Annotated in this window: 17 protein-coding genes; 5 read left to right on the top strand and 12 right to left on the bottom strand. The window is 52.0% G+C overall.

What is annotated here, in order from left to right:
- Positions 1–64: 64 nt before the first annotated feature.
- From CWE14_RS12535 to acs, 6 genes are all read right to left on the bottom strand, one after another.
- On the bottom strand, positions 65–1774 hold the full coding sequence (locus CWE14_RS12535) for a sodium:solute symporter family protein (RefSeq protein WP_126799697.1): 1710 nt from the start codon (positions 1772–1774) through the stop codon (positions 65–67).
- Between the two features lie 3 nt (positions 1775–1777).
- Positions 1778–2044, bottom strand: coding sequence for a DUF4212 domain-containing protein (locus tag CWE14_RS12530; protein WP_126799696.1), 267 nt, complete (start codon positions 2042–2044; stop codon positions 1778–1780).
- Between the two features lie 296 nt (positions 2045–2340).
- On the bottom strand, positions 2341–5793 hold the full coding sequence (locus CWE14_RS12525) for a PAS domain-containing hybrid sensor histidine kinase/response regulator (protein ID WP_126799695.1): 3453 nt from the start codon (positions 5791–5793) through the stop codon (positions 2341–2343).
- Positions 5794–5815: 22 nt separating this feature from the next.
- Entirely contained in the window at positions 5816–7651 is a 1836-nt protein-coding gene (locus tag CWE14_RS12520) for a methyl-accepting chemotaxis protein (RefSeq protein WP_126799694.1), read from the bottom strand.
- Between the two features lie 98 nt (positions 7652–7749).
- Positions 7750–8409: a response regulator transcription factor gene (locus tag CWE14_RS12515; RefSeq protein WP_126799693.1), complete on the bottom strand. Its 660-nt coding sequence runs from the start codon at positions 8407–8409 to the stop codon at positions 7750–7752.
- Positions 8410–8447: 38 nt separating this feature from the next.
- Positions 8448–10391 (bottom strand): acetate--CoA ligase, encoded by a 1944-nt coding sequence (gene acs / locus CWE14_RS12510; protein ID WP_126799692.1) that lies wholly within the window; start codon positions 10389–10391, stop codon positions 8448–8450.
- 168 nt (positions 10392–10559) lie between these two features.
- On the opposite strand from acs, the gene CWE14_RS12505 reads away from it, so the two are divergent.
- The 3 genes from CWE14_RS12505 to CWE14_RS12495 all read left to right on the top strand — a co-directional run bounded on the left by CWE14_RS12505 (position 10560) and on the right by CWE14_RS12495 (position 13868).
- Entirely contained in the window at positions 10560–11723 is a 1164-nt protein-coding gene (locus CWE14_RS12505; protein ID WP_241972405.1) for a DcaP family trimeric outer membrane transporter, read from the top strand.
- Positions 11724–11844: 121 nt separating this feature from the next.
- The gene (gene smrA / locus CWE14_RS12500; protein WP_157981826.1) at positions 11845–12438 is read left to right on the top strand and encodes a DNA endonuclease SmrA; all 594 of its coding nucleotides are present in this window, start codon (positions 11845–11847) and stop codon (positions 12436–12438) included.
- A gap of 47 nt (positions 12439–12485) precedes the next feature.
- Complete coding sequence (locus tag CWE14_RS12495) at positions 12486–13868, top strand: alkaline phosphatase (RefSeq protein WP_157981825.1); 1383 nt, start codon at positions 12486–12488, stop codon at positions 13866–13868.
- Between the two features lie 516 nt (positions 13869–14384).
- Here the strand turns inward: CWE14_RS12495 and purL are convergent.
- Positions 14385–18287, bottom strand: a complete 3903-nt coding sequence (gene purL / locus CWE14_RS12490; protein WP_126799688.1) for a phosphoribosylformylglycinamidine synthase — start codon at positions 18285–18287, stop codon at positions 14385–14387.
- A gap of 141 nt (positions 18288–18428) precedes the next feature.
- Between purL and mltF the strand changes: the two genes are divergently transcribed.
- Both mltF and CWE14_RS12480 read left to right on the top strand, forming a co-directional pair.
- On the top strand, positions 18429–19874 hold the full coding sequence (gene mltF, locus CWE14_RS12485; RefSeq protein WP_241972404.1) for a membrane-bound lytic murein transglycosylase MltF: 1446 nt from the start codon (positions 18429–18431) through the stop codon (positions 19872–19874).
- Positions 19875–19879: 5 nt separating this feature from the next.
- Positions 19880–20068 (top strand): hypothetical protein, encoded by a 189-nt coding sequence (locus CWE14_RS12480; RefSeq protein ID WP_126799687.1) that lies wholly within the window; start codon positions 19880–19882, stop codon positions 20066–20068.
- Here the strand turns inward: CWE14_RS12480 and tadA are convergent.
- From tadA to CWE14_RS12450, 5 genes are all read right to left on the bottom strand, one after another.
- On the bottom strand, positions 20023–20550 hold the full coding sequence (gene tadA, locus CWE14_RS12475) for a tRNA adenosine(34) deaminase TadA (protein ID WP_126799686.1): 528 nt from the start codon (positions 20548–20550) through the stop codon (positions 20023–20025). The two genes, CWE14_RS12480 and tadA, sit on opposite strands and share 46 nt — an antisense overlap.
- A 452-nt stretch (positions 20551–21002) precedes the next feature.
- The gene (locus CWE14_RS12470; protein WP_126799685.1) at positions 21003–22400 is read right to left on the bottom strand and encodes a Na+/H+ antiporter NhaC family protein; all 1398 of its coding nucleotides are present in this window, start codon (positions 22398–22400) and stop codon (positions 21003–21005) included.
- A gap of 658 nt (positions 22401–23058) precedes the next feature.
- Positions 23059–24432, bottom strand: a complete 1374-nt coding sequence (locus tag CWE14_RS12460; RefSeq protein WP_126799683.1) for a UvrD-helicase domain-containing protein — start codon at positions 24430–24432, stop codon at positions 23059–23061.
- On the bottom strand, positions 24429–24974 hold the full coding sequence (locus CWE14_RS14750) for an ATP-dependent endonuclease (protein ID WP_338022828.1): 546 nt from the start codon (positions 24972–24974) through the stop codon (positions 24429–24431). Before CWE14_RS14750 ends, CWE14_RS12460 begins: the two co-directional genes overlap by 4 nt.
- A 200-nt stretch (positions 24975–25174) precedes the next feature.
- Positions 25175–25273 (bottom strand): IS3 family transposase (locus CWE14_RS12450; protein WP_133306997.1); only part of this gene is annotated, 99 nt, incomplete at its 5' end.

The following is a 25273-nucleotide window of genomic DNA, read 5'->3' as shown; positions in this document are numbered from 1 at the left end:
CCCGAGCTTAACGCCCGGGGGTTCCATTGTTATCAGAGTGCATGACTAATCACGCTGTCTGAAGTTAGTGGCCTGTCGCCGCACCCGATCCTTTTGGATAGCGGATAGACTCGACCAATTCCTGGATTTCCGCTGGCGATTCTTTCGTGAACTTCAGCACAATATTAGCAACGATGAAGTTCAGAAGCATACCTACAGTACCAATTCCTTCCGGCGAAATTTGCATGAACCATTCATCTGGTCCCGCCGTTGGGTTCATGAACTTAAAGTAGATAATGTATGCCAGGGTAAACACGATACCTGTCACCATACCGGCAATAGCACCTGTACTATTCATGCGTTTATGGAAGATACCCATAATAATCGCAGGGAAGAAGGATGCTGCTGCCAGACCGAACGCGAAGGCGACCACCTGCGCCACGAATCCGGGAGGGTTGATACCAAAGTAAGCACCGATAAGAACCGCAAAGCCTGCCGCAATCCGTGCCGCCAATAGCTCCTGCTTATCAGTAATATCTGGTTTAAAGGTTCGTTTCAGTAAGTCGTGTGAGACTGAGCTGGAAATAACCAACAGTAAGCCTGCCGAGGTAGACAATGCGGCTGCTACACCACCAGCTGCTACCAATGCGACCACCCAGTTAGGCAAGTTCGCAATTTCCGGGCTGGCCAGAACGATGATATCAGCATCGACATTGGTGTTAGCACGGTCATCGTTGGAGAAGAACATTGGCTCTTCACCTGCGCGAGCTTCCTCACTGATCTGAATTAGTCCTGTCTGTTCCCAGTTATTAATCCAGCTAGGCGCATTTTCATACATCACACCTTGCTGATCAGGTCCGTTGATAGTATCCAGCACATTCACCTTAGTAATCGATGCGATCGCCGGAGCAGTGGTGTAAACCACAGCAATGAATACCAGCGCCCAACCGCCAGAACGACGGGCATCACTTACTTTAGGTACGGTGAAAAAGCGAATGATAACGTGTGGTAAACCAGCTGTACCCACCATCAGAGCCAGGGTAATTGCAAACACATCCAGTGTTGCCCGTGACCCTTCGGTGTATGCGGCAAAACCTAACTCACGAGACAAGCCATCAAGACGTTCAAGCAGGTAAGTGCCAGAGCCGTCAGCCAGCGTTGCACCGAAACCTGTTTGCGGCAGGATATGCCCGGTCATCTGGAAGGTAATAAAGACCGCAGGTACGGTATAGGCAAACGCCAGAATGCAGTACTGCGCAACCTGGGTGTAAGTAATGCCTTTCATACCACCGAGCAGGGTGTAGAAATACACCATCGCCATACCGATAAGAACACCGGCGGTGATATCAACTTCAAGGAAGCGACTAAAGACTACCCCAACACCACGCATCTGACCTGCGATGTAAGTAAAGGACACTACGATGGCACAGAATACCGCTACCGTACGTGCCGTTTGTGAATAATAACGGTCGCCGATAAAGTCTGGCACTGTGAACTTACCAAATTTACGTAAGTACGGAGCTAAACAAAGCGCCAGCAGTACGTAACCCCCGGTCCAGCCCATCAGGTAGACACTTCCGTCGTACCCCATGAATGAAATCAGGCCGGCCATCGAAATGAAGGAAGCTGCGGACATCCAGTCGGCAGCGGTTGCCATACCGTTCGCTACTGGTGGAACACCACCGCCTGCTACGTAAAAGTCGTTGGTTGAACCCGCGCGAGCCCAAATCGCAATTCCGATATAAAGGGCAAACGTCAGGCCAACGACGATAAAGGTTAATGTTTGAATATCCATCGATTACTCCTCGTCGACCTGGTATTTTTTATCCAGCTTGTTCATCTGCCGAATATAGATAAAAATCAGTACGATAAAGGTATAAATCGCACCCTGTTGTGCGAACCAGAAGCCCAGTTTAAAACCGAAAAACTGCACATGGTTCAGTACGTCAACGAGGAATATGCCGAATCCGAAAGAAACCAGCGCCCACACAAACAGTAGTTTGAGCATCAGCGACAGGTTTTCTTTCCAGTAGGCTTTGGCATGATCTGCAGATTCAAATGCCATATGAACGCCCTCCAGTTAGTTGTTGTTGTGAAAGTTATACTTATTGGGTCATTAGCGACTTTATCAGTGAATGGAGAAACGGGAATTGGACTATAGTCGTAGAAAAGGGGGCAGTACGACCAAGGTCGTACTGCCCCCTTTTCTACGACTATATCTTCACCGCAAGAGCGCGGGGCTTGAATATTGAATTAGCTCCACCAATTCAATATTCAAGCCCCGCGCTCGCCCCCATTGAACCCAACCAAACCACCAATTCAACGTTCAAGCCCCGCGCTCGCCCCCATTGAATCAGAACATCAGCGCCGGTTAGCCCGCTGCACATGCTGCATCAGTGCTTTTAGTTGCGCAGGCTTAACTGGTTTAGCGACAAACTGCAGTCCCAGTTTGCGCGCTTCTTTTTTCACCTCAGGTTCACGCACCGCCGTCACCAGTGCGCCCTGTAAGGGTTTACCCCATATCTGCAATAATTCGGCAGCCAGGGTCAGGCCATCACCTTCATGACCCAGCTGATAGTCCAATAAAACACCATCCGGTTTCGGATGACTCTTAGCATACTCAATGGCATCCTCAGCACGGGTGAACAGACTGCAAGTCGAGCCCCATTTCTCCAATAAGGCTCTCAACGCATTGAGGTTCTCCGGGTCGTCATCCACACAAACAAAGTGCATTGCAGAAGTCTGCACCCGGCTGACCGTCTGTGCTTTCTGCCGCACCACATGCACCGCTTCACCCATTGGTATGCGCACCGAAAAACAACTTCCCTGACCTAACACCGAACTCACCCGGATCGGACAGTCCAGCTGTTTAGCCATCCGCTGCGCCACCGACAGACCAAGGCCCACACCACTGGTTGAGCCTTTGTGGTAGCGAATAAAGGCTTCAAAAATTCGTACATGCTGCTGCTCCGGAATACCTGGCCCGGTGTCCCATACATTGATTTCCACCAGCCGGCCACGTAACCGAACACCCAGCACAACCCGCCCACGCTCGGTGTATTTGATCGCATTGGATAAGAAGTTTTGCACGATACGGCGCAGATAGGTGGGGTCGGTATGCACCACCACCTGTGAACGCGTGTAAGCACGGAAGTCGAGTTTACGCTGCTCCGCAAGCACCGCGTATTCGGCCACTAATGGCTGTAAAACCGTATCCAAATCGACATGTTTTAATTTCGGTTGCAGGGCGCCCTGCTCCATCTTGGCGATCGCCAGCAGGGTCGACAGCAGGTTCTCTGTTGAATCCAGCGCGTTATCGACTTTATTCAGCAACTGGTTATTTCTGCTATTCAGCTGCCCGTGATCGATCGCTTCCAGATACAGCCGGGCCGCATTCAACGGCTGCAAAATATCGTGACTGGCCAGCGCCAGGAAACGGGTTTTACTGGCGTTAGCCGCCTCAGCTTCTGCCTTCGCGCCTTTCAATGCTTCTTCCGTTTCACGCCGGCGTTCGATTTCTTCGGTCAACTCACGGTTGACCTCACGCACCTGGCGGGCCCGGCTTTCGATCCGCGCTTCCAGGTCAATGTTGGCATCTTCCAATGCCTGCTGGGTTTCGATATGTTCAGTCACATCGGTGAAACTGGTAACAAAGCCACCGCTTGGCAACGGGTTACCGACCATCTCGATAATACGCCCGTCACTGCGACGACGGATAAAGCGATGGGGTGAGCCCTGCTGCATATGCCGCAGCCGTTTCTCTACCAGTCCATCGATATCACCCGGTCCACATTCGCCCCGTTCGGCGTTGTAACGGATCATATCCGCAATAGGACGCCCCGGTTGCACCATCCCGTCGGGGTACTCAAACAGATCCAGGTAGCGCTTGTTCCAGACCACCAGACGCAGTTCCGCATCGACCACAGATATCCCCTGCGCCAGGTTTTCCAGCGAACTGAACATAATTGACTGCTGGTTCTGCAACGCCTGCGTGGTGTCATCGAAGAAGTGAACCACCTCCTCAATATTCAGACGCCGGTCATTTAACGCAGCGCGCACCAGTGAACGTGCGGTTGCCGCGCCTAATACGCCGGAAATCGCGCGTTCGGTAAAGTCGATAAACTGTTCATCAGCGACCGCATTCAGTTGCAGTTCATGGCGCTGGGTATAATCGGTAACCAGCTGTTCCGTACGCTCACGGCCGAGGAACGTCTGCATCAGCATCTTCATGTCGCGTCCACGTGCTCTGTGGTGACGAGTTCCCTCACTTTGTGGAGCTGACTCTCGCGGACGCACGTACGCCATTGCCTGAATCCGGTCAATCAGGCTCGGCACCGCAATCAGGCTGAAGACAACATACGCAATCAGATTGGCACTGAAGCTATACATGGCACCAAAACTAATAATTTCGTCAACCCGCGTCTCACTCAGATTTGCACTGCTGACGATGGGTAGAAAAATGGTCATCAGCCACACCACAAAGCCAACCAACAGACCGGCATAAACCCCCTGAGCATGCCCGCGTCGCCAGTACAAACCACCAAGTACGGCAGGAAGAAGCTGCAACACCACCGAAAATGCCAGTAAGCCCATACTTACCAGATCGAGCTGGGCCAACAGCAGGTGGTAACATAACCAGCCCATCAGCAGGATACTGGTAATCGCAATCCGCCGGACCAGCAACAGCTTGCGGTAAAAACGCCGCGCCTGGGGCATTCTGGTTACGTCACGCTTCAGAACCAGCGGCATAATCACGTCGTTGCTGACCATAGTGCTCAGGGTCAGCGTGGCGATAACCACCATCGCCGTGGCTGCTGAGATACCACCGACATAGACAAACACCGTCAACGCATCGAAGCCCTGCGACAGCGGCAGGCGCAAGGAATAATTGCCGCTCGCATCCGGCAACAGGGTCACCCCGGCAATCGCAATAACTGCGATGGCCAGCGAGGTCAGCATTAAATAGAGTGGGAATAACCAGCGCGCGGTATTCAGGTGTGACAAATGCACATTATCAATCACAGTGACATGAAACTGACGCGGTAAACACAAAATAGCACCAGCGGCCATGAACAACTGCGCCATGAACATTGGCGTCAGCGCCTGACTAAAACTCCAGCCTTCACCCAGGTTCAGGGTTTGCAACTGAGCAGTCAGACTCAACGAAGTCCCGCTCCGCAACAGATACCAGGCGACGATGGCGGACACTACCAGTGCCAGCAGCTTGACCGCGGACTCAAATGCAATCGCCAGCATCATGCCGCTGCGGTACTGAGTCACATCAATATGGCGGGTTCCAAACATGATCGCGAAGGCGGCCATCAGGATAGCCACGGCGAGTTCTTTTAATGAATAGGCGGCGGTCGGATCGTCGGTGCCCAGGATGGTGGTGAAACTGATCCCCACCGCTTTAAGCTGCAATGCGATATAGGGAATAATCGACAACGCGGCAATGATAGTAACCACCAGTGCCATTTTATGCCGCTTGCCATACCGCGAGGCAATGAAGTCCGCAATAGAGGTGATATTCTGCTGCTTACTGACCGCCACCAACTTGCGCACGATGGGCAGCGCAAATATATAAAGCAGCATAGGGCCAAGCAGAATCGGCAGAAAACTCCAGCCATTGGTAGCTGCGTTATCGATGGCACCGTAATAGGTCCACGAGGTGCAATAAATGGCCAGTGACAGCGCGTATACACTCGGATGCAGACTCCAGCGGTAGCCTCTGGTCTTGCGTCGATCACCCCAGACTGCAATGACAAACAGCAGCCCTATATAAGCAAGCCCTGAGGCAATCAGTATCCAGCTCATCTGCATCCTAGTGTTATTATTGTTAGCTTACTTTAAATTGCGCTACCTCATCTTGCAAATCCGCAGCAAGGCGCGCCAGCTCCTGGCTAGACGAGGCGCACTGATGCGCACCGGTGACAACCTGACGGACACTGTCTGCAACTTTATTCACATTTTCAGTAATATCATGAGCCACTGACGACTGTTCTTCAGTCGCGGTGGAAATCTGGATACCCATTTCGGTAACCTGTTGGATCGAGTCGTACACGCGGGCAAACGAATCACCGGCCTGCGCCGCCAGATTGCCACTCTCACTCGCCTGATCAGCCGACACTTGCATCGCTTCCATCGCCTCCCGGGCGCCACGTAACAAGCGCTCGGTCGTTTCATGAATGGTTTGCGTGGAGGCCTTGGTATTGGCCGCCAGGGTACGGACTTCATCTGCAACTACCGCGAAACCACGGCCCTGCTCACCGGCACGTGCCGCTTCAATGGCTGCGTTCAGTGCCAGCAAATTGGTCTGCTCAGCAATATCCTGAATAACATTGACCACTTTACTGATTTCGTGAGTCCGTTCATTGAGTATCTGAAGCCGTTCGCTGGTGCCAGTGACCGCGCCCTGCAGTTGCTCCATCGAGTCGATATTGCGGGTAATACTTTGCTGCCCCGCATTTGCTTCGGTCGCGCCTTTGTCCGCCGCTTCTGAAGCCGCCAGCGCATTGCCGGCAACTTCCTGAATAGCCGCCGCCATTTCGGTGATTGCCGTAGCGATCATTGCCGTTTGCTCTTCCTGATTGTGCGCAATACCACTGACTTCATCACTGACGGTACTGAGTTCCTGAGACGCCGCTGCCAGTTGATTAGATGCCGTCGCCATATTGCCGATGACTCTCTCAAAATCTTTCATCATCTGGTTGAAGCTGACTGCCACCGACGACACTTCATCGTTGCCCGCTGTATCAAGGCGTATCGACAGATCTTTGTTCACCGCAATCTGCTGAATGATGCTTTGCATGCTCAGAATAGGCCGAATAATACTTCGGCTTATCAATAAGTTAAATAAAACAACCAGTCCAAGAACCAGGGCAAACACCAACAGGATCATCCGCGACAAGTTTTGCGTGCTGCTGGCCAACGCCTGTTCGACCACCTCGCTCAACTCCTCAAGATTGACCTCAGTTTGATGAACCGCGGCTCGCATCTCGCCCATCAACCCGCTGCGCTCATCCACACCAAGCAGCTCACGTTGCCTGGCGTAGCGCGCAAATGCCTGTTGGTAGTTAGTCAGTAACGGCTGTGCAGACGATGATAATTGTGAATTCAAGGCATCAGCCTGCTGTTCAAATTCAGCACGTATAGCCGGATCCGGATTTACTATGAAACTGGTACGCAGTGCATGCAATTGCATGATAGCAACGCGTGCTTCCGCGGATGCCGCGGTATCGAGTCGATTCGCGCTTTGTAGTAACTCCGCAGTCCTGCCGTCTTCATTGGTTAAACCGAGTGTTTCTGTGGCCGCAACGACCTTTGAAAACCCCTGCTGGTACTGCCGGATATTGCGGCGAAACGATTCTAAATGAGAACGGTCAATCTGCTGCGCTTCAAGAATATCTGCAAGCTGCTGCAAGTGTGTCTGCAATGTGCTGACGTTGCTATCAAAGGTAGCCAGGTAACGCGTTTCAGCGCGCATCAAAAAGTCTTTTTCATTGCGACGCAACATCAGCATATCGGCCACGAGTCGTTCATTGAGTCGCTGCGCTTCGCCCAGTTCCGTTTGTTGTGATGCCTGGTATTGGTTCAGGCCAAGAATAATCAACAAACCAACCACTAAAACGGCGGTATTGAGGATTAAACGGTGTTTAATAGAAAGGGAGCGCATAAAAAAACTTTTCCAACTGGTTAAAATTGGCGCAATTATAAACACTTAAAACTGTAATCTTTGTTAATTCTTTGCTGTTTTTTTAAACGCTCTAAACATCAGACAAGGGTATTATCATCTGGTGGCGCCAGTTGCAGACGTTCGGCCAGGAGCACCGCCTGAGTGCGGCTGTAAACGTCCAGCTTGCGGAATATTGCGGTCATATGCGCTTTGACAGTGGCTTCGGTAATGCCAAGTTGATAGGCAATCTGTTTATTCAGCAGGCCTTCATGCACATGGTACAGCACACGGTATTGCTGTGGCGTTAACGCAGCCACCTTGTCGGCCAGCTCAATGTCTTCCTGGGACAACGCCTGCATCTGCGAGCGTAAGCTCTCCGGCACCCACTCATCACCTTCCAGAATAGTGCCAATGGCTTCAGCGATTTGCTGAGAAGACATCGATTTAGGAATAAAGCCAAGCGCGCCAAAGCCAATACAACGGCCTATCACCGCCGGGTCTTCGGTGCCGCTGATAATGGCCACAGGAAGCAAGGGGAAGTCTTCGCGGATCCGAATTAAACCATACAAGTCACCGCTGCCCGGCATATGTAAATCGAGTAGCAGCAGATCAATGTCGTCATCGTCGTTCAGCACCTCGAGAGTACTTTCGAGACTGTCAGCTTCAACAATAGAAAGGTTATCTAAATGAGTCGCGAGAGCGCCTTGCAGCGCCTCGCGAAACAAAGGATGGTCGTCCGCTATTAATAGTTTGGTCATAACGCCTCTAACCTGCGCCGTCCAAACTACTGACGGCCTTACTTATTTAGTCTGTTTTCGATTAATGACTCTACCACACTCGGATCAGCAAGCGTAGATGTATCACCCAGACTATCATGCTCGTTAGCGGCTATCTTACGCAGGATCCTGCGCATGATTTTACCCGAACGTGTTTTCGGCAACCCTGGTGAGAACTGGATATGATCCGGGGTCGCTATCGGGCTTAAATCCGTGCGCACCCATTGAATCAATTCTTTGCGCAGCTCATCAGTCGGCTCGGTTCCTTCCACCACAGTGACATAGACATAAATACCCTGACCCTTGATGTCATGCGGAAAACCGACCACAGCCGCTTCCGCCACCGCTTCGTGAGCAACCAGCGCACTTTCAATTTCAGCGGTTCCCAGACGGTGCCCGGATACGTTTAACACATCATCGACCCGACCGGTAATCATATAATCACCGTCTTCATCGACTTTGGCGCCGTCCCCGGTGAAATAGTACCCTTCATAGGTGCTGAAATAGGTCTGTACAAAGCGCTCATGGTCGCCCCACAGGGTACGCGCCTGGCCTGGCCAGGAATCGGCAATCACCAGATTGCCTTCCGCCACGCCTTCAAGCTTATTGCCCTCGTTGTCCACCAGTGCAGGCTGCACGCCGAAGAATGGCATCATCGCCGCACCCGGCTTCATATCCTTCACCGCTGGCAATGGCGTAATCATAATACCGCCCGTTTCCGTCTGCCAGAAAGTGTCCATAATCGGGCACTTGCCATTACCGATGCAGTTGTAATACCAATCCCAGGCTTCCGGATTAATAGGCTCCCCGACCGAGCCAAGAATGCGCAAACTTTCACGACTACTGCCCCGCGCAGCTGCGTCACCTTTCGCCATCAACGCGCGGATCGCGGTGGGAGCAGTGTAGAGAATATTAACCTGGTGTTTATCGACGATCTTCGCAATCCGCGTCTCATCAGGATAGGTAGGCACCCCTTCAAACATCAGTGTCGTCGCACCATTGGCCAGCGGACCGTACACAATATAGCTGTGCCCGGTAATCCAGCCCACATCGGCGGCACACCAGTAAACATCGTCCTCACGCAGGTCAAACACATACTCATGGGTCATAGAGGCATACACCATGTAACCACCGGTCGTATGCTGCACACCTTTTGGTGTGCCGGTTGAGCCTGAAGTATAAAGAATGAACAACGGATCTTCCGCCTGCATAACTTCAGCCGGGCAGTCGCTGTCGCAATTACCAATCAGCTCATGCCACCACACGTCGAGTTCACTGTTCCAGGGCACCTCTGTTTCAGTATGTTGGAATACCACCACACTACTAACCGAGGGGCATGCATTGTCGGCAACTGCTTTATCAACATTGGTTTTCAGCGCCACGCCTTTACCACCGCGACGCCCTTCGTTGGCAGTAATAACCACCTTAGCGCCACAGTCATTAACCCGATCGGCAATCGCGTTGGGCGAAAAACCAGCAAAGATAACTGAATGAATAGCCCCGAGACGAGCACAGGCGAGCATTGCATAGGCCGCCTCCGGCACCATCGGCATGTAAATAGCCACACGATCGCCTTTTTTAACGCCCAGCTTCTTCAACCCATTGGCAAACTTCGCGACCTGCTCGTGCAGTTCCCGGTAGCTGATATGTTTCTGCTCGTCGACGTCGTCACCTTCCCAGATGATGGCTGTCTTATCAGCGCGCTCGGCCAGATGACGGTCAACGCAGTTGTAGCAGGCATTCAGGGTGCCATCGCGGAACCACTCAATTTGTACGTCATTCTTGCCAAAGTGCGTATTCTTCACCTCAGTGTATGGGGTGAACCAGGTAATCCGCTTGCCGTGTTCAGCCCAAAAGGATTCTGGGTCCTGAACCGACTGGTTATACATCTCCTGGTACCTGGCAGCATCCAGGCGAGCTTCATCTTTTAGTGCAGCTGGCATTGGATAATGAGCTTGTGCCATGACTACTCCTCCGTCATTCAAATGTGGTACTAGTTGTACTCGCTAAGACCCTCAAAAACCTATTAGACCATAGTCTAGATTGACCTATAATGGCGCCTTGCCCGATGATTTACCTTCACACTCTCTCACTCTCTCTACTTAAAAAAAAGGGTTAGCAGAATGAATAAAATGAGCAACAAGAACCTCGTTTCGAGCGCTGTAGCCGGCGCCCTTCTGAGTCTAGCTACCTTAGGTGTTTCGACAAGTGCCGCCGCAGACACAGACTATCGTGTTGGTGGGTATATTAAGCTGGACGTTATGACCAGCCACTTTGACGATGGTACTTTACCCAGTGGTAGTATCGGCCGTGATTTCTATATTCCCGGCCTGACCCCTGTAGGTGGTGGGGACTCCAACACGGTTACAGATTTCCATGCACGTGAATCGCGCTTCTTCTTCGAAGCCAAGCAAACACTTGCCAATGGTGAGACCATCAGTGGCTACGTCGAGTTCGATTTCCTTGGCACCGCAGGGGGTGACAAACGTATCACCAACTCCTACAGCCCTCGCGTCCGTCATGCTTTCATTGACTATCGCAACTGGCGGGTTGGTCAGTTCTGGAGTAACTTCCAGGAGACTGCAATCATTCCTGAAGCGCCAGACTTCGTTGGGGTTGCCGACGGCATCGTGTTTAACCGTCAGCCACAAATCCGCTACACCTTTGACAATGGTTTATCAGTCTCAGTTGAAGCACCGGAAACCACAGTAACACCCTATCAGGGTGGTACCGGCCGCATCACCTCCGGCGACACCGCCATGCCCGACCTGACAGCGCGCTGGGCGACCAAGCTGGATAACGTGTATTTTAGTATCGCCGGTATCTATCGTCGCCTCGAGTTGCGTCAACAAGGTGTTGATGACACCGAGAACGCGTTCGGCGCCAGCTTAGCCCTGAAATGGGACATTGGTCCACACGACATCCGTACCAGTGTGGTGCACGGCTCAGGGTTAGGCCGTTACGTCGGTATTAATGTCGCCAACGGTGCAATTATTAATGAAGACCTCAATCTTGATGCGATTGACGTCACTGGTTTCTCGTTTGCATACCGTCATGTGTGGAGCGAGAAATGGCGCACCAACCTGATTTACTCACGTGCTGACATTGATAACCAGATGGAGCTGGCAGGTCCGGTAGCCAACGACAGTACTCAGCGTTACGCAATCAACATGATGTATCAGGTCAACGAACGGTTGGTCGTCGGCGGCGAATATAGCAGCGCCAACCGTGAATTGCTTAGCGGTGCTGACGGCAACATGGACCGGGTGCAGTTTTCAGCGCAGTATTCGTTCTAAGCTGAAACAGTTTACATAGGTCAAAACCTGTTTAGCCGCCCTTCTTAGGGCGGCTTTTTTTTCCTCCTTGCTGCCACTTTTGATATAATCGCTGGTCCATACGTTATGGATGGAGGTGCCTATGTACGACAACAACCGTTCTCAGGACGATAGCTTTGACAGCTTACTTGGCGATGACGTCGTTCCTTTAAAACATGACACGATAGGTGACATCCGTCAGGCGTTTACCCCAACGCTAGCCCAGCTTGAACGCCAGAAGGCCGCCGCAGCCGAAGCACAGGATCAACCCGCTGACGCCTTGAGCGAAATTATCCAACACTGGCTCGAACCGGGTGAAGCTATTAGCTGGCGTCACGATGGGGTGCAGGATGGAGTCTTCCGAAGCCTTAAACGAGGCGACTATACGCCCAGTGCCAGCCTTAGTTTGCAGCAACATAACGTGACCCAGGCGCGCCATGCTCTGGCCAATTTTATTCACGACTGCTACCAGCGTGGTGTACGTAATGCACTCATTATTCATGGTATGAGCAGACACAGCCAACCCAAGCCTGGTTTGCTCAGAAGTCTTTGCGGACAGTGGTTGCCGCAACTCGAGCCCGTCCTGGCCGCACACAGCGCCCGCCCCGAACATGGCGGATTAGGTGCAACTTATGTCATGATACGGAAAAATAACGCGGCTAAGATAGCCAACAAAGAACGTAACCGGCGCCGCTAGCAAGCACTCGCTCTCGGTTTTTATAGTTGTGATACATGGGATCAATGATGTTTAATAAAGTAATCACCAAGCCGCTGCTCAGCAGCCTCTTTATCCTCGCGGCGCTCACCACCGCCACCCCGGTAACCAGTTTTGCGCAAACAGCAGAATCTGGCGCCGAAACCCCGCGCAACATGATCCTGGTTATCGGTGACGGCATGGGCTTCCCATACCTTAGCGCCTATCGCTACTTTAAAGACGGCCGCGGCATGACCGACCGTGCCGACATTGAACAGACTATTTTCGATCAGTATCTGGTTGGCGCAGCCTCAACCTATCCCGCTGACGAGACTCTGGTGACCGATTCCGCAGCCGGTGCGACCACCCTTGCTTCAGGCGTCAAAACCTACAACGGCGCCATCGGTGTAGATCCTAACCGGGAACCCGTTAAAAGCATGATGGCCTACGCCAACGAACGCGATATGTTAACCGCGGCCATTGCCACCGTGCAGGTAACCCACGCCACGCCCGCCGCCTTCTTTACCCATAGCGAAAGCCGCCGTCTGGAAAACGACATTGCCGACCAGTTCGCCAGCCTTGATGACAATGGCAACTGGCGCTTTGACTTACTTCTCGGCGGCGGTGAAGACTTTTTTGTTCGCCCTGCCAGCGACGAGCATGACGCCGTTGATCACCTCGAACACTTTCGCAACAATGGCATGCGCGTCGTCACCAGCTTCGAAGAACTGGCGACCCAACAACGCCTGCCCCTGATTGGCCTCTTTGCAGGGCGCAATCTGCCAAACGTCATCGACGATCAGACACGTCTGAAAAACATGACCGAACAGAGCCTGCGTCTGCTTAACAATGCCGACAAGCCTTATGTACTGATGATCGAAGCCTCAATGATCGACTGGTGTGGTCATGGCAACGACATCGGTTGCGCCATGCACGAAATGGCTGAACTCGACGAGCTGCTCGAATTCCTGATTCCATATGTCGAAGAGCAAGGCGACACCGCCCTGGTGGTCACCGCTGACCATTCAACCGGCGGCCTGACCCTTGGTGCCGACGGTGCTTATCAGTTCCGTGCCGCAGAAGTACGCCGCCAGGGCCGCGCCCTGCGTAGCATGGCCACTGACCTCAACGACATGCCCTGGATCGACTGGGAAGGCTACATCGAAACCCATCTGCCATACCCACTAAGCACCGATCAACAGCAAGCCATCGTCGACGTCGCCGAATACCAGGCCGATGACCGCCGCAACAAAATCAACGACGTCCTGCGCGACATTCTCAACTACCACACCCGCGCCGGCTGGACCACCAGTGGCCACACTGGCGAAGACGTCCCCGTTATCGCCGCAGGCCCATGGGCCGACCGCTTCCGCGGCAGTCAGGACCACACCGACATCGCCAACCAATTCATCGAATGGATAAAAGCCCACTAAACAAAAAGCCCGCGCCGCGGGCTTTTTTCTGCCCTCGTGGTGCCTGGTGGGTGACACTGGCTGCTTTCCGGGCGGATGAGGGTTCTGTTTTGGGAGACGCCGTAAACCCGTCCCTGGGGGCTTGACGGCCGCATCCCTGCGGCCGACACTCCCAAAAGCAGAACTCCTCATCCACCCGGGCAGCCAGCATCACCCACCATTCAATGTCTGAACGCTATTTTACTGGTCTATTCTGGCTAAGCGATGAGTAATTTACTGGCCGTAGAAAGCCCGCTAAAGATTAACGCTGGGTATAAGATGATCTGCTGCGCGGGGCGTAGGAGTGGTCGCGCGGGCGGGTGGGGGATTCTGCTTTTGGGGGCGTTGAGCGCATGGATGCGCGAACCGAGCCTACAGGGATGTACTTGCGGCGTCCCCCAAAACAGAACCCCTGCCCGCCCGCAAAGCGGCCAATCCTACGCCCCCGCCCGGAAAGCAGCCAGCGTCACCCTCCCCGAGCGATGCGGGCCTTTTTGCTTAGCCGATGGCTTTGCGGGCGTTGCGGAAGATGCGCATCCATGGGCTGTCTTCGCCCCACTCGCTGGGGTGCCAGGAGTTGGCGACGGTGCGGAAGACCCGTTCAGGGTGCGGCATCATTAAGGTGACGCGGCCGTCGTTGCTGGTGATACCTGTCATACCGCCGGTTGAACCGTTCGGGTTGGCGGGGTATTGCTCGGTGACTTTGCCGTAGTTGTCGACGTAACGCAGTGCCACCTGGCCGGCCTGGCTTAGGCTGGCGGCGCCATTGGTATCTTTAAACTCGACTCGGCCTTCGCCGTGTGAGACGGCGATTGGCATGCGTGAACCTTCCATACCGGCAAACAACAGGGATGGTGATTTTTGTACTTCTACCATGCTGACGCGGGCTTCGAAACGCTCGGAACGGTTGGTTACAAAGCGCGGCCAACCTTCGGCGCCTGGGATCAGGCTGTGCAGGTTGGATAACATCTGGCAGCCGTTGCAGACGCCCAGTGACAAGGTGTCGTTGCGCTCGAAGAAGGTGGCGAATTGCTCCCTTGCTTGCTGGTTGAACAGAATTGATTTTGCCCAGCCTTCACCGGCGCCCAGTACGTCGCCGTACGAGAAGCCGCCACATGCTGCCAGTGCCTGGAATTGCTCTAAGCTGACCCGCCCACTGAGAATGTCGCTCATGTGTACGTCAATCGCTTTGAAGCCTGCGCGGTCAAATGCCGCTGCCATTTCGTAATGGGAGTTAACGCCTTGCTCGCGCAATATCGCAACCTGCGGCGCTGCACCTTTATTAATATACGGGCTGGCGATGTCTTCATTCAGATCGAAGGTCAGGTCGGCGTGCAAACCAGGGTTGCTGGTATCGGTTTTTATCGCCCATTCTTCGCTGACGCATTCCGGGTTATCGCGCAGACGTTGCATCTGGTCGGTGGTTTCGGCCCAGATTGCTCGCAAACTGGAGCGGCTTGCGCTGAAGACGGTCTCGCCCTGCTGGCGAATACGCATTTCATCGCCTGCGCTAACAACACCAAGTTCCACCACTACGTTGTCGAGGCCGTGTTCTTGGCACAGGGACTGCAACCGCGCAGCGCCGGCCGCGGTGACCTGAACCACTGCGCCCAGCTCTTCAGCGAAGAGTGCAGCCACAGCGTCGGTGTTCGCTGGCAATTCAACGTCCACGGCGCAGTTACCGGCAAACGCCATTTCTGCCAAGGTGGTAAAGAGTCCGCCGTCTGAGCGGTCGTGGTAAGCACTGAGCTGGCCATCGGCGATCAGGGTCTGAATAACATGGAAGAAGCCTTTTAAATCCTCTGCGCTGTCGAGGTCTGCTGGCTGCTGTCCGATTGAACGGTAGACCTGCGCCAGGGCGGAACCACCTAAACGGTTCTGACCACGGCCTAAATCGAGCAGGAACAGCTTGTTGTCATCTTCGTTCGCGCTGGGCTGCAACTGCGGGGTAATCGCATTGCGTACATCAGTGACCCGGGCAAAGGCGGTGATAACCAACGACAGCGGTGAGGTCACAGCGGTGTCTTTGCCGTCCTGTTGCCACTGGGTTTTCATCGACATTGAATCTTTGCCAACCGGGATGGTTAAGCCAAGCGCCGGGCAAAGTTCTTCACCCACTGCCTTCACTGCTTCGTACAAACCGGCATCTTCGCCGGGGTGACCAGCGGCGGCCATCCAGTTTGCTGACAACTTAATGCGTTTTAGATCACCAATGGCATTCGCTGCAATATTGGTAATCGCTTCGGCAACCGCTAAACGGGCCGAGGCAGCGTAATCCAGCAATGCCACCGGGGTGCGTTCGCCCATCGACATGGCTTCACCGGCATAGCTGTCATACGACGCGGCGGTTACACCACAGTTTGCGACTGGGATCTGCCATGGTCCTACCATTTGGTCACGAGCCACTAAGCCGGTGACAGAGCGGTCGCCGATGGTTATCAAAAAGGTTTTTTCAGCCACCGTTGGCAAGCGTAAAATACGACCTACGGCGTCGTCGACAGCAATACCCTGAGTCGCAAAGTTGTCACCCTCGGCTTTGCGGCTGGTCACGTCGCGATGCATTTTCGGTGCTTTACCCAGTAGTACGTTTAGCGGCATGTCGACCGGGTAATTATCAAAAACCTCATCGTACAGTTTCAGGTGACGCTCTTCTGTTGCTTCACCTACCACCGCGAACGGCGCACGCTCGCGCTCACACAAGGCGCTGAATATAGCCAATTTGGCTGGGTCGATGGCCAACACGTAACGTTCCTGGGACTCGTTACACCAGATTGCCAACGGGCTCATGCCAGGCTCATCGTTCGGGATTGCACGCAGCTTAAACTGACCGCCACGTTCCCCGTCATTGACCAGCTCCGGCATCGCATTGGACAGGCCACCTGCACCAACGTCATGAATAAAGACAATGGGGTTATCGGCACCCATCTGCCAGCAGCGATCAATCACTTCCTGACAGCGGCGTTCGATTTCCGGGTTTTCACGCTGCACGGAGGCGAAATCAAGTTCAGCTGATGAGGTACCTGAGGTCATTGACGACGCAGCACCGCCACCAAGACCGATATTCATCGCTGGACCGCCCAATACGACCAGCGGCGCCCCAACCGGGATCTCGTCTTTTTCAACGTGGTCTTCACGAATATTGCCAAGACCACCGGCGATCATAATGGGTTTATGGTAGCCACGCAGTTCGGTGCCGTTATGGCTTGCAACCATTTCTTCGTAGGTACGGAAATAGCCGAGAATGTTCGGGCGGCCAAATTCATTATTAAAGGCGGCGCCCCCTAATGGGCCTTCCAACATAATATCAAGCGCGGTAACAATACGGTCGGGTTTACCGAAATCTTCTTCCCAGGGCTGATCGAAACCTGGAATGCGTAAATTGGATACGGTGAAACCAACCAGCCCAGCTTTCGGTTTGGCGCCAATACCCGTGGCACCTTCGTCCCGAATTTCACCGCCCGAGCCGGTGGCCGCACCTGGATACGGTGAAATGGCAGTCGGGTGGTTATGGGTTTCCACTTTCATCAGAATGTGGATATTTTCGTTGCTATAACCGTACTCACCCGGATCGGCGCTGCCAAATGGTGCCGGGAAAAAACGTCCGGCTGCAGAGCCTTCCATCACCGCGGCGTTGTCTTTGTAGGCAGACAGGACGTAGTCCGGGGTGCTTTTAAAGGTGTTTTTAATCATCCCAAACAGCGATTTGGCCTGCTCTGCGCCATCAATCGTCCAGTCGGCATTGAAGATTTTATGCCGGCAGTGCTCTGAGTTTGCCTGCGCGAACATATAAAGTTCGATGTCATTGGGATTACGGCCAAGGGCACGGAAATTATCAACCAGGTAGTCGATTTCATCCTCTGCCAATGCCAGACCCAAATTAATATTTGCCGTTGCCAGTGCGTTACGGCCATCTGCAAGAATATCGACGGTGCTCAGCGGCGCTGGTTGCGCATGGGCAAACAATACTTCGGCCTCATCCAGAGTAGCGAATGTGCTTTCGGTCATCCGGTCGTGTAAAAAGCCTTTCGCGAGTTCCCATTGTTCAGCCGTAAAGTCACCTTGCAGATGATATAAGATGCCCCGTTCGACTCGCTTAACCGCTACCAGCCCACAATTATGAGCTATATCGGTAGCTTTCGACGACCACGGGGAAATGGTTCCCTGCCGTGGAGTGACAAAAACTTGCTGCTCACCGCCTGCTTTTTCTTCCCGGGCCGGGCCGTAGGTTAGCAGTTGCTGCAATACATGTTGCTGTTGCTCGTTAAGCGCAGGTTCAGCGGTATATAAATGAATGAACTCCGCGCTAACAGAACGGACATCAAGGCCCGCTTGTTGCATACGGTTGATCAGCTTTTGTTGACGAAAATCGGATAAGGCAGGCGCGCCACGCAAAATTTGCACTGGTCTGGACTCCGCAGGTTAATTGAGCAGGTGTCTGGTGGCTGCGATTATAAAGAAAGTGGCCATATTTTGCGACATAAATGACGATGCAGTGGAACTTTTAGCATGGTATAAAGAGGGTAGTAACGCATAGAGGATTGCATGGAAAAACCAAATATAAAAAAATCCCTGCGCTTAGCGGCTCTTAGTCTGCTAGTCGTTTCGGTCTCATTATTAACGGCCTGTAATTCAGATCCGGTTAAACAGAATTACCTGCAAGAGGTACAGCAGCGTGGTTATCTGACCGTGGGCACGATCATGAACTCATCCAGCTACCATCTGGACGGTGAGAGTCCCACGGGCTTTGAGTACGAAATGGCTCTATCCCTTGCGGACGAATTAGGGGTTGAACTCAGAGTACTCGACGAAGTGCAGATTGAGCATTTATTCGAGCATTTAGAGCACGGCCGCGTCGATTTTCTGGCAGCCGGACTCGATGTGACGGACCAACGCCGCAAGCACATGCGTTTCACCCCTTACTACCACCGTGTCGACCAACGGCTGATTTTTAAACAGGGCACCCGTCAACGTCCACGCGACTGGAGTGACCTCGAGGGTGAGCTGGTGGTAGTCTCAGGCAGCAGCCACGAAGAGTATTTGCAGGATGTCCAGGCCGAGTATCCGGACTTGCAGTGGCGTGCGACCCGGCTCTACGATGCCGACGAACTACTAGCTAAGGTCATTTCCGAAGAAATTGATTTCACCATTGCCGATACCAATACCCTGGATATCAAGCGTCGCCTGTATCCTGACCTGAGTGTAGCCTTTACCGTGCGTTTTGATGTGCCGCTGGCCTGGGCATTTCCGCTCGCCGAAGACGACTCGCTGTATGCGGCCGCCATTGAATACATCGGGCGACAACACGAACGCGGCGAAATCACTAAACTGGTCGATCGCTACTGGGGCCATGTTCAGCATTTTAATTACGTCGATACGCAACTGTTTATTCAGGCTGTGGACGAAACCTTGCCACAGTATATTGAATTATTTCAACAGTATGCAGGCAACCTGGATTGGCGTCTGCTGGCTGCAATTAGTTATCAGGAAAGTCTGTGGGACCCCTGGGCGCGTTCACCCACTGGGGTGCGTGGCATGATGATGCTAACTCTGCCGACCGCGCGCTCGATGGGCGTGCGCAGTCGACTGGATGCTGAACAGGCCATTCGCGGCGGCGCTCGCTACCTTGAGCGCTTGCACCAACGCCTGCCGGATCGGATCACCGAACCGGACCGGACCTGGTTTGCTCTGGCGGCCTATAACGTTGGCCTCGGCCATTTAAATGATGCCCGTGAAATTACCGCCCGCCAGGGAGGCGACGCTGACTATTGGGTTGACGTTCGCGCGCGTCTGCCCTTGTTGCGGCAAAAGCAGTACTACAAAGATACCCGCTATGGATTCGCTCGTGGCGACGAACCTGTCACCTACGTTGGCAATATCCGACGCTACTATGACACGCTGCAATGGTTGGATTCGCAAAACCGTATCCCCTACCCTGGAGACAATCGCCTCGTCCAGCACGAGGATCAGGCTGACGAGTCAGAGGAGTGAGGTAAATGAAACGAGGCATGCGCAATACCCCTCGTGGCAAGGGGATTATTCCCAACGAACGCCGTCGTCAGCTTTGGCGCAAGCACCGTCTGAATTTAACGGACCGCCGTACCAAATGGTTTTATCAGGATACGCAAAAAGGAAAAGCTCAGGACGAGGACGGATCCGAACCGGCACTATCAGAGGATGACTGATACGCGCGTGCCGCTTTTTTTAACGCTTTTTTAGCGGCTCTGCGCTGGCGGAAAAAGTTCGACAACTTTTCCGCACAGGGCTCGGCCATCAGCCCGGCAGTGACTTCCAGCTGATGGTTGAGGCGCGGATCCTGAGTTAAGTTAAACACACTCCCACAGGCGCCTGTCTTCAGATCCGCAGCAGCATACACCAGCCGTTTTACCCGCCCATGTACCAGAGCACCAGCACACATTGGGCAAGGTTCCAGCGTTACATAGAGCGTTGTGTCTAGCACCCGATAGTTCTGCAGGTAATGCGCGGCTTCTTTTAACGCCTGCATTTCAGCGTGGGCCGACGGATCAGCCAGGGTGATCACCTGATTATACCCACGGCCGATTATCTTGCCGTCATGCACCATCACCGCTCCAACTGGGACTTCGCCCTGAGCTTCGGCCTGATCAGCGAGTTCCAGCGCCAGCTGCATGTAATAGTCGTCTTGCATTGAGATATGGGTATCGATTGGAAAAGGTAGGTCTAGTATACGGATTTATCTGACAGAAAGAAAAAAGCCCGCATCCTGCGGGCTGGTCCCTTATCTTTCCTGCGCGTCCCTTAGCTGCCATCCATTGGCACCAATCCTTTGGCGTAGCTACATCCTGTAGGTGTCTTCCATGTGGGCATCCAGCCCTGCGTCCTCTTGCGTCTTCCCTAACGCGGTGTCCAGTACTTACGTCCCTGTAAGCCGTTCCAAGGTTTTTTAATCTGCTAATTGCTTAGCTGAAGTCGACTATGCACATAGAGTACAGTTATCTGCCTATATCTATAGCAAGAGCCGCGCCAGTTTTTCAAAAAACTGAAATCACAGGAACGATAAGGGGTGTAGCGAGGTTGAGCGATGCCCAAGGGACTGCGAACAGACGATATTGACGTCAATTGACGCCAATATCGTTTTTTTTACATCACCCAGAGGCCATAGGTGAGATAGAGCAGAATGGTGCCAAAAGCCGCCAGCAAGGCGTAGGGTAACTGGGTACGTACGTGGTCAATATGTTCTGTCCCCGCAGCCAGTGATGCCAGAATTGTAGTATCACTAATCGGCGAGGCATGGTCACCAAAAATTCCGCCTGAGATAGCCGCCGCAATAAAGGGCGCCGGGGGTAAACCCAGTGACAGCGCCAGCGGAATCGCCAGCGGCAGCATGATAGCAAAAGTGCCCCAGCTCGAGCCGATGGCAAACGCGGTCAGCGCGGCCAGAATAAAGGTGGTCGGCAACAGCACCCAAACCGGGAAACTGTCATCAATCAGGCTGGTTATAAAACTGGCGGTGCCGAGCATCCGTGTCATGTCGCCCAGTACCATCGCCAGCCACAAGATAATAGCCAACGGTAAGATTTTACGCGCCCCTTGCAACGCATGCCAGCCGAGCCTGCGCCATGACGTTTTCAGACTTACCCGCGCGCCCAATACCGCCAGCCCCAGAGCACAACTGACCGCAACCAGAACACTGGTGGTGCCAGCGCCCTGCACGATACTGCCGTTGCCCGTGATCAGTAGCATCAGCGGAACCAGCACGATCATACTCAGCAGGCTTAGCATCACGCTGCGTGCTGCAGCGGAGTTGTAATCCGCGCTAGCTAGCTGAGGCTGCGTCGTAGCCTCAGCGTTCTGCTCAGCCTGCTTGAGCGCGCGTCGGTCTGCTTTACGCATAGGGCCAATGCTCCAGCCGCTCCAGGCCACCCAAAGCGCAAGTAAAATAGCCAGAATGGCATAGAAGTTAAATAGCAGCGATTGGGCAAAAGTCAGCAGCGGGTTGGCAATGTCCTGCGCGCTGATTAAGCCCAGATTGAAAGCACCCCAGGCGTTCAGTGGGATCAGAATACAAATCGGCGCACAGGTCGAATCAATCAGGTAAGCAAGCTTTTCGCGGGACATGCCCAAACGGTCGTAGAGCGGACGTGAAGTGGTACCCGAGGTCATAATCGAAACATTCGACTCAATAAAGACCGCCACACCCAGAAACCAGGTAAACAGGCGCGCTTTACGTGGCGAGTTACCCAACCGACGGCGCTCCAGTGCAGCGACAAAGTGACCAAACGTCCCGCCCCCTTCCAGCACACCAAACAAGGCGCCGATAATCAGGGTGAAAGCCCAGATTTGCATGTTGCCCGGGTCGACCAGAGCACTACTTAAGGACACCACACTGCCAAGAAACGCGCTCAGCAGGTCGGGTGCATAGAAAAGTCCATTGGCCAGTAGCACGCCACCCAACAAGGCGAGAATGACTCGCCTGGTGAGGATGGCAAATACGATCGCCAATAATGACGGCAGCAAGCTATACCAGCTACCGTCCATGGTGACTTACCGCGTTATTCCCACTCGAATATAAATGAGAAGAAAATATATCTACATAACAACTAGTTAGAAAGGTGGATTTTCTCGATACCATCATTTATACCATACGCAGGATTTTTTTGATTTTTTGCTGCTCGTCGACGTCTTAGTCCGGCTTTGGCCCAGGCTGAGGAACCTTGCATATCACAACGGAGCTCTTGTTTTTCTTCAGCAGTAAGCATTTGCGGTCCCGATGTAATTCTATCCACCTTGTGTCTCCAACTTGTCGCTGTACATTTTAGATAGCGCATCAAAACATGAGTTACCAGCAAGAAACCTTGGGGATGTTTAGATTGTTTTTCATACACATCTTGAAAACCATTAACACTGCCCAAAGATTATACAACGAGGAATGGCCTCATTAAAGAAAGGATTAAATCATGGGTTTGAAACCAGGACCAAAACCAATAGCCAAGTCGACTGGCAAGCCAGATCAGCGTCGACGTGACAATAAAAAAACGCCAGGAAACAGTCCGGGCTTAAAGCCGAGCAAATCCTCGACCAAGTAACGCTACGTCAATATCGAGTCAGAGTAAGCGGTACTGACTCTTGTTCCTAAAACTCAAAACATACTTTTGCCCCATTTCTACTAAAATTGGTATTCGTGAACAGATATATACTAGTTGTGGTTAACAAACCCCAATGCACCTATCGAATCCCTAACTTCCGCCATGTCTTCTTTAGCGAGTAAATCGTGATCTAATGCTAAGACCAACCTCTTCTTGGCACGAGTAAGAGCTACATAGACTCGTTTCCATTCTTTATTAAACTGATTCGCTTTAATAATACCATTTTTGGTTAAGTATTTCAGTGTGCTAGAGCTCAGTATGATTACACAGATGTCGGCATCTAATCCCTTGATAGAGTCGATACTTTGGACTCTGAATTGAACGTTTTTTTTTGTGCAAGAATTGCATAGTTCATGTAGTTGGGCGAAGTGCTTTTTATTAACTTTCAATGAATGCCGAGCAATGAGTTTTCTTATGGCTCGCTCATTACTTTCTTTGATTGCATCATCCATAAAGTCAGCAAAAGCTGCTTTAACAAACAAAGTCTTGTCTTTTTTGTGGTTAGACTCACGAATCATTTCCTCAATATCTCGTGGAAATGAGTGTTTGTGTTTAGACGAAGTTGTATAGCGACCATTCTTTTTGTCGATACAAACAAGTTGCTTTGTATCTATGTAACCCGTTAGTAGCTCGTCGTATCGTCCGTCCGTCGATTCTATGTACATGAGTTCACCGACAACCTCGGATAGTGACTCTTGTTGCTGACCTTCATAACAGAAGCCATTTGAGATCACCAGTATCTCTTTGGGTACTCGTCTGGTTTGATTGTTGATCGGTAAGATATTTGCGTATTCTTTTGGAGTTACATTTTTAATGAACGTATCAAGCGCTTGAGGGAACTTGATTGCTTGCTTCGGGTCTCCAATCATGTATACGTCAATATTGTTGCTGCCTAGTACCTCGAAAAAGCGGAGAGCATCTCCATCTAAGTCTTGGACTTCGTCGATGAATATTTTGTCAAAGCAACTTCCTAGAATAGCCAAGAGTCTGCGGACCTTTTTTTTCTTAGCCTTGCTGTTGTGCTTGCTGATGGTTTCATCAATAATTTGTTTGGCGATGTTGTACACATTATCTGTATGAATGACATTTATCTTTCTAAGTCGTGCAAAAAGGCTATTTTTGTACTTAGGAGGAGGTAGCATCATTATTGATGTGTCGTTATAGACATCACCGAGAGTGAATGATGAAAACGGATAGATGATTTCGTTCAACAAAAAGCTATGGACTGTCTGTATGCAGAGATTAGAGGGAATAAAGCCATGTTGTTTGATTATCTCTTGCTCTATCTTCGCTGTTGCTGAGTTTGTGTAAGTCAAAGCAAAAGTCTTTTTATGGTTAGTACAAGCTTTGATGTGTTCTATCAAAGTCTTTGCTAAGCCATAAGTTTTACCTGCACCTGCTCCAGCAATCTGTACTTCTATCATGACAGAGCCTCAATGACCTCAGCGATGTGGGCCGGTAGCTGGATATCCAGTGGGTTTTCTTCATCCACCATCGCATCACATACATCTAGCATTCTTGCTGTTTTACCACTGATCATATGACCGGACACTTCATCGAGGTCACCAGCCATGTTGAACAAGCCATTTAGCAAAGCTAGGTTGTTTTCTGCTTCTACTAAATCAATCTCAAGTGTGTAGTTATTTGTTGTTCTTACAGTTACATTTTCGCTGGCTTCGTCATAAGTGTCGTGTTTTTCTTTAGCTGCATCTGAATCGTCATAATCACGAATAACACCGATTTTCTTATTCTGATTATCTTTGTTTAGCACGAGCCATATATCTAAGAATGTAGTGTAACCACGTTGACCAATTGGAATAATATCAATGTCGTTAAGCGCTGCTTGTTTAGACAAATAAGTGCTAATCAGCATTTCTTCAGTTGGACCCTCTACGAGAATGACCTTGTTTGCGAACAGTAGCTTAAGAATGTCGAAATTAGGTCTCTTTCTTAGGTAGTCAACCAACTTAGTTGGAGTGTCGGAGAGGCTAATTGCTTTCTCTCCAGTAAACGCCAATACATTAGAGATCTTAAGCTTGTTGATGATCGTTGGGTTATGGGTAGAAATGATAGTTTGTACAAGCGAACCACTGTTGTTTGAGCTTTTCTCGATGAAGTCTCTTACTAAACGAAGGTTGTGGTCCTACCCACAAAAAGTAGACACTGTTATGCGCATTTGCGCTCAAACTCTGCTGGACTGATATTGCCGAGAGCAGAGTGTCGTCGTTTGCGGTTATAAAAGATCTCGATGTATTCGAAGATACC

The sequence above is a fragment of the Aliidiomarina soli genome, from assembly GCF_003986975.1.
GTDB classification, from domain to species: Bacteria; Pseudomonadota; Gammaproteobacteria; order Enterobacterales; family Alteromonadaceae; genus Aliidiomarina; species Aliidiomarina soli.
Note: the sequence above shows the minus strand (reverse complement) of the source record. Positions and strands in the feature narration are given on the sequence as shown.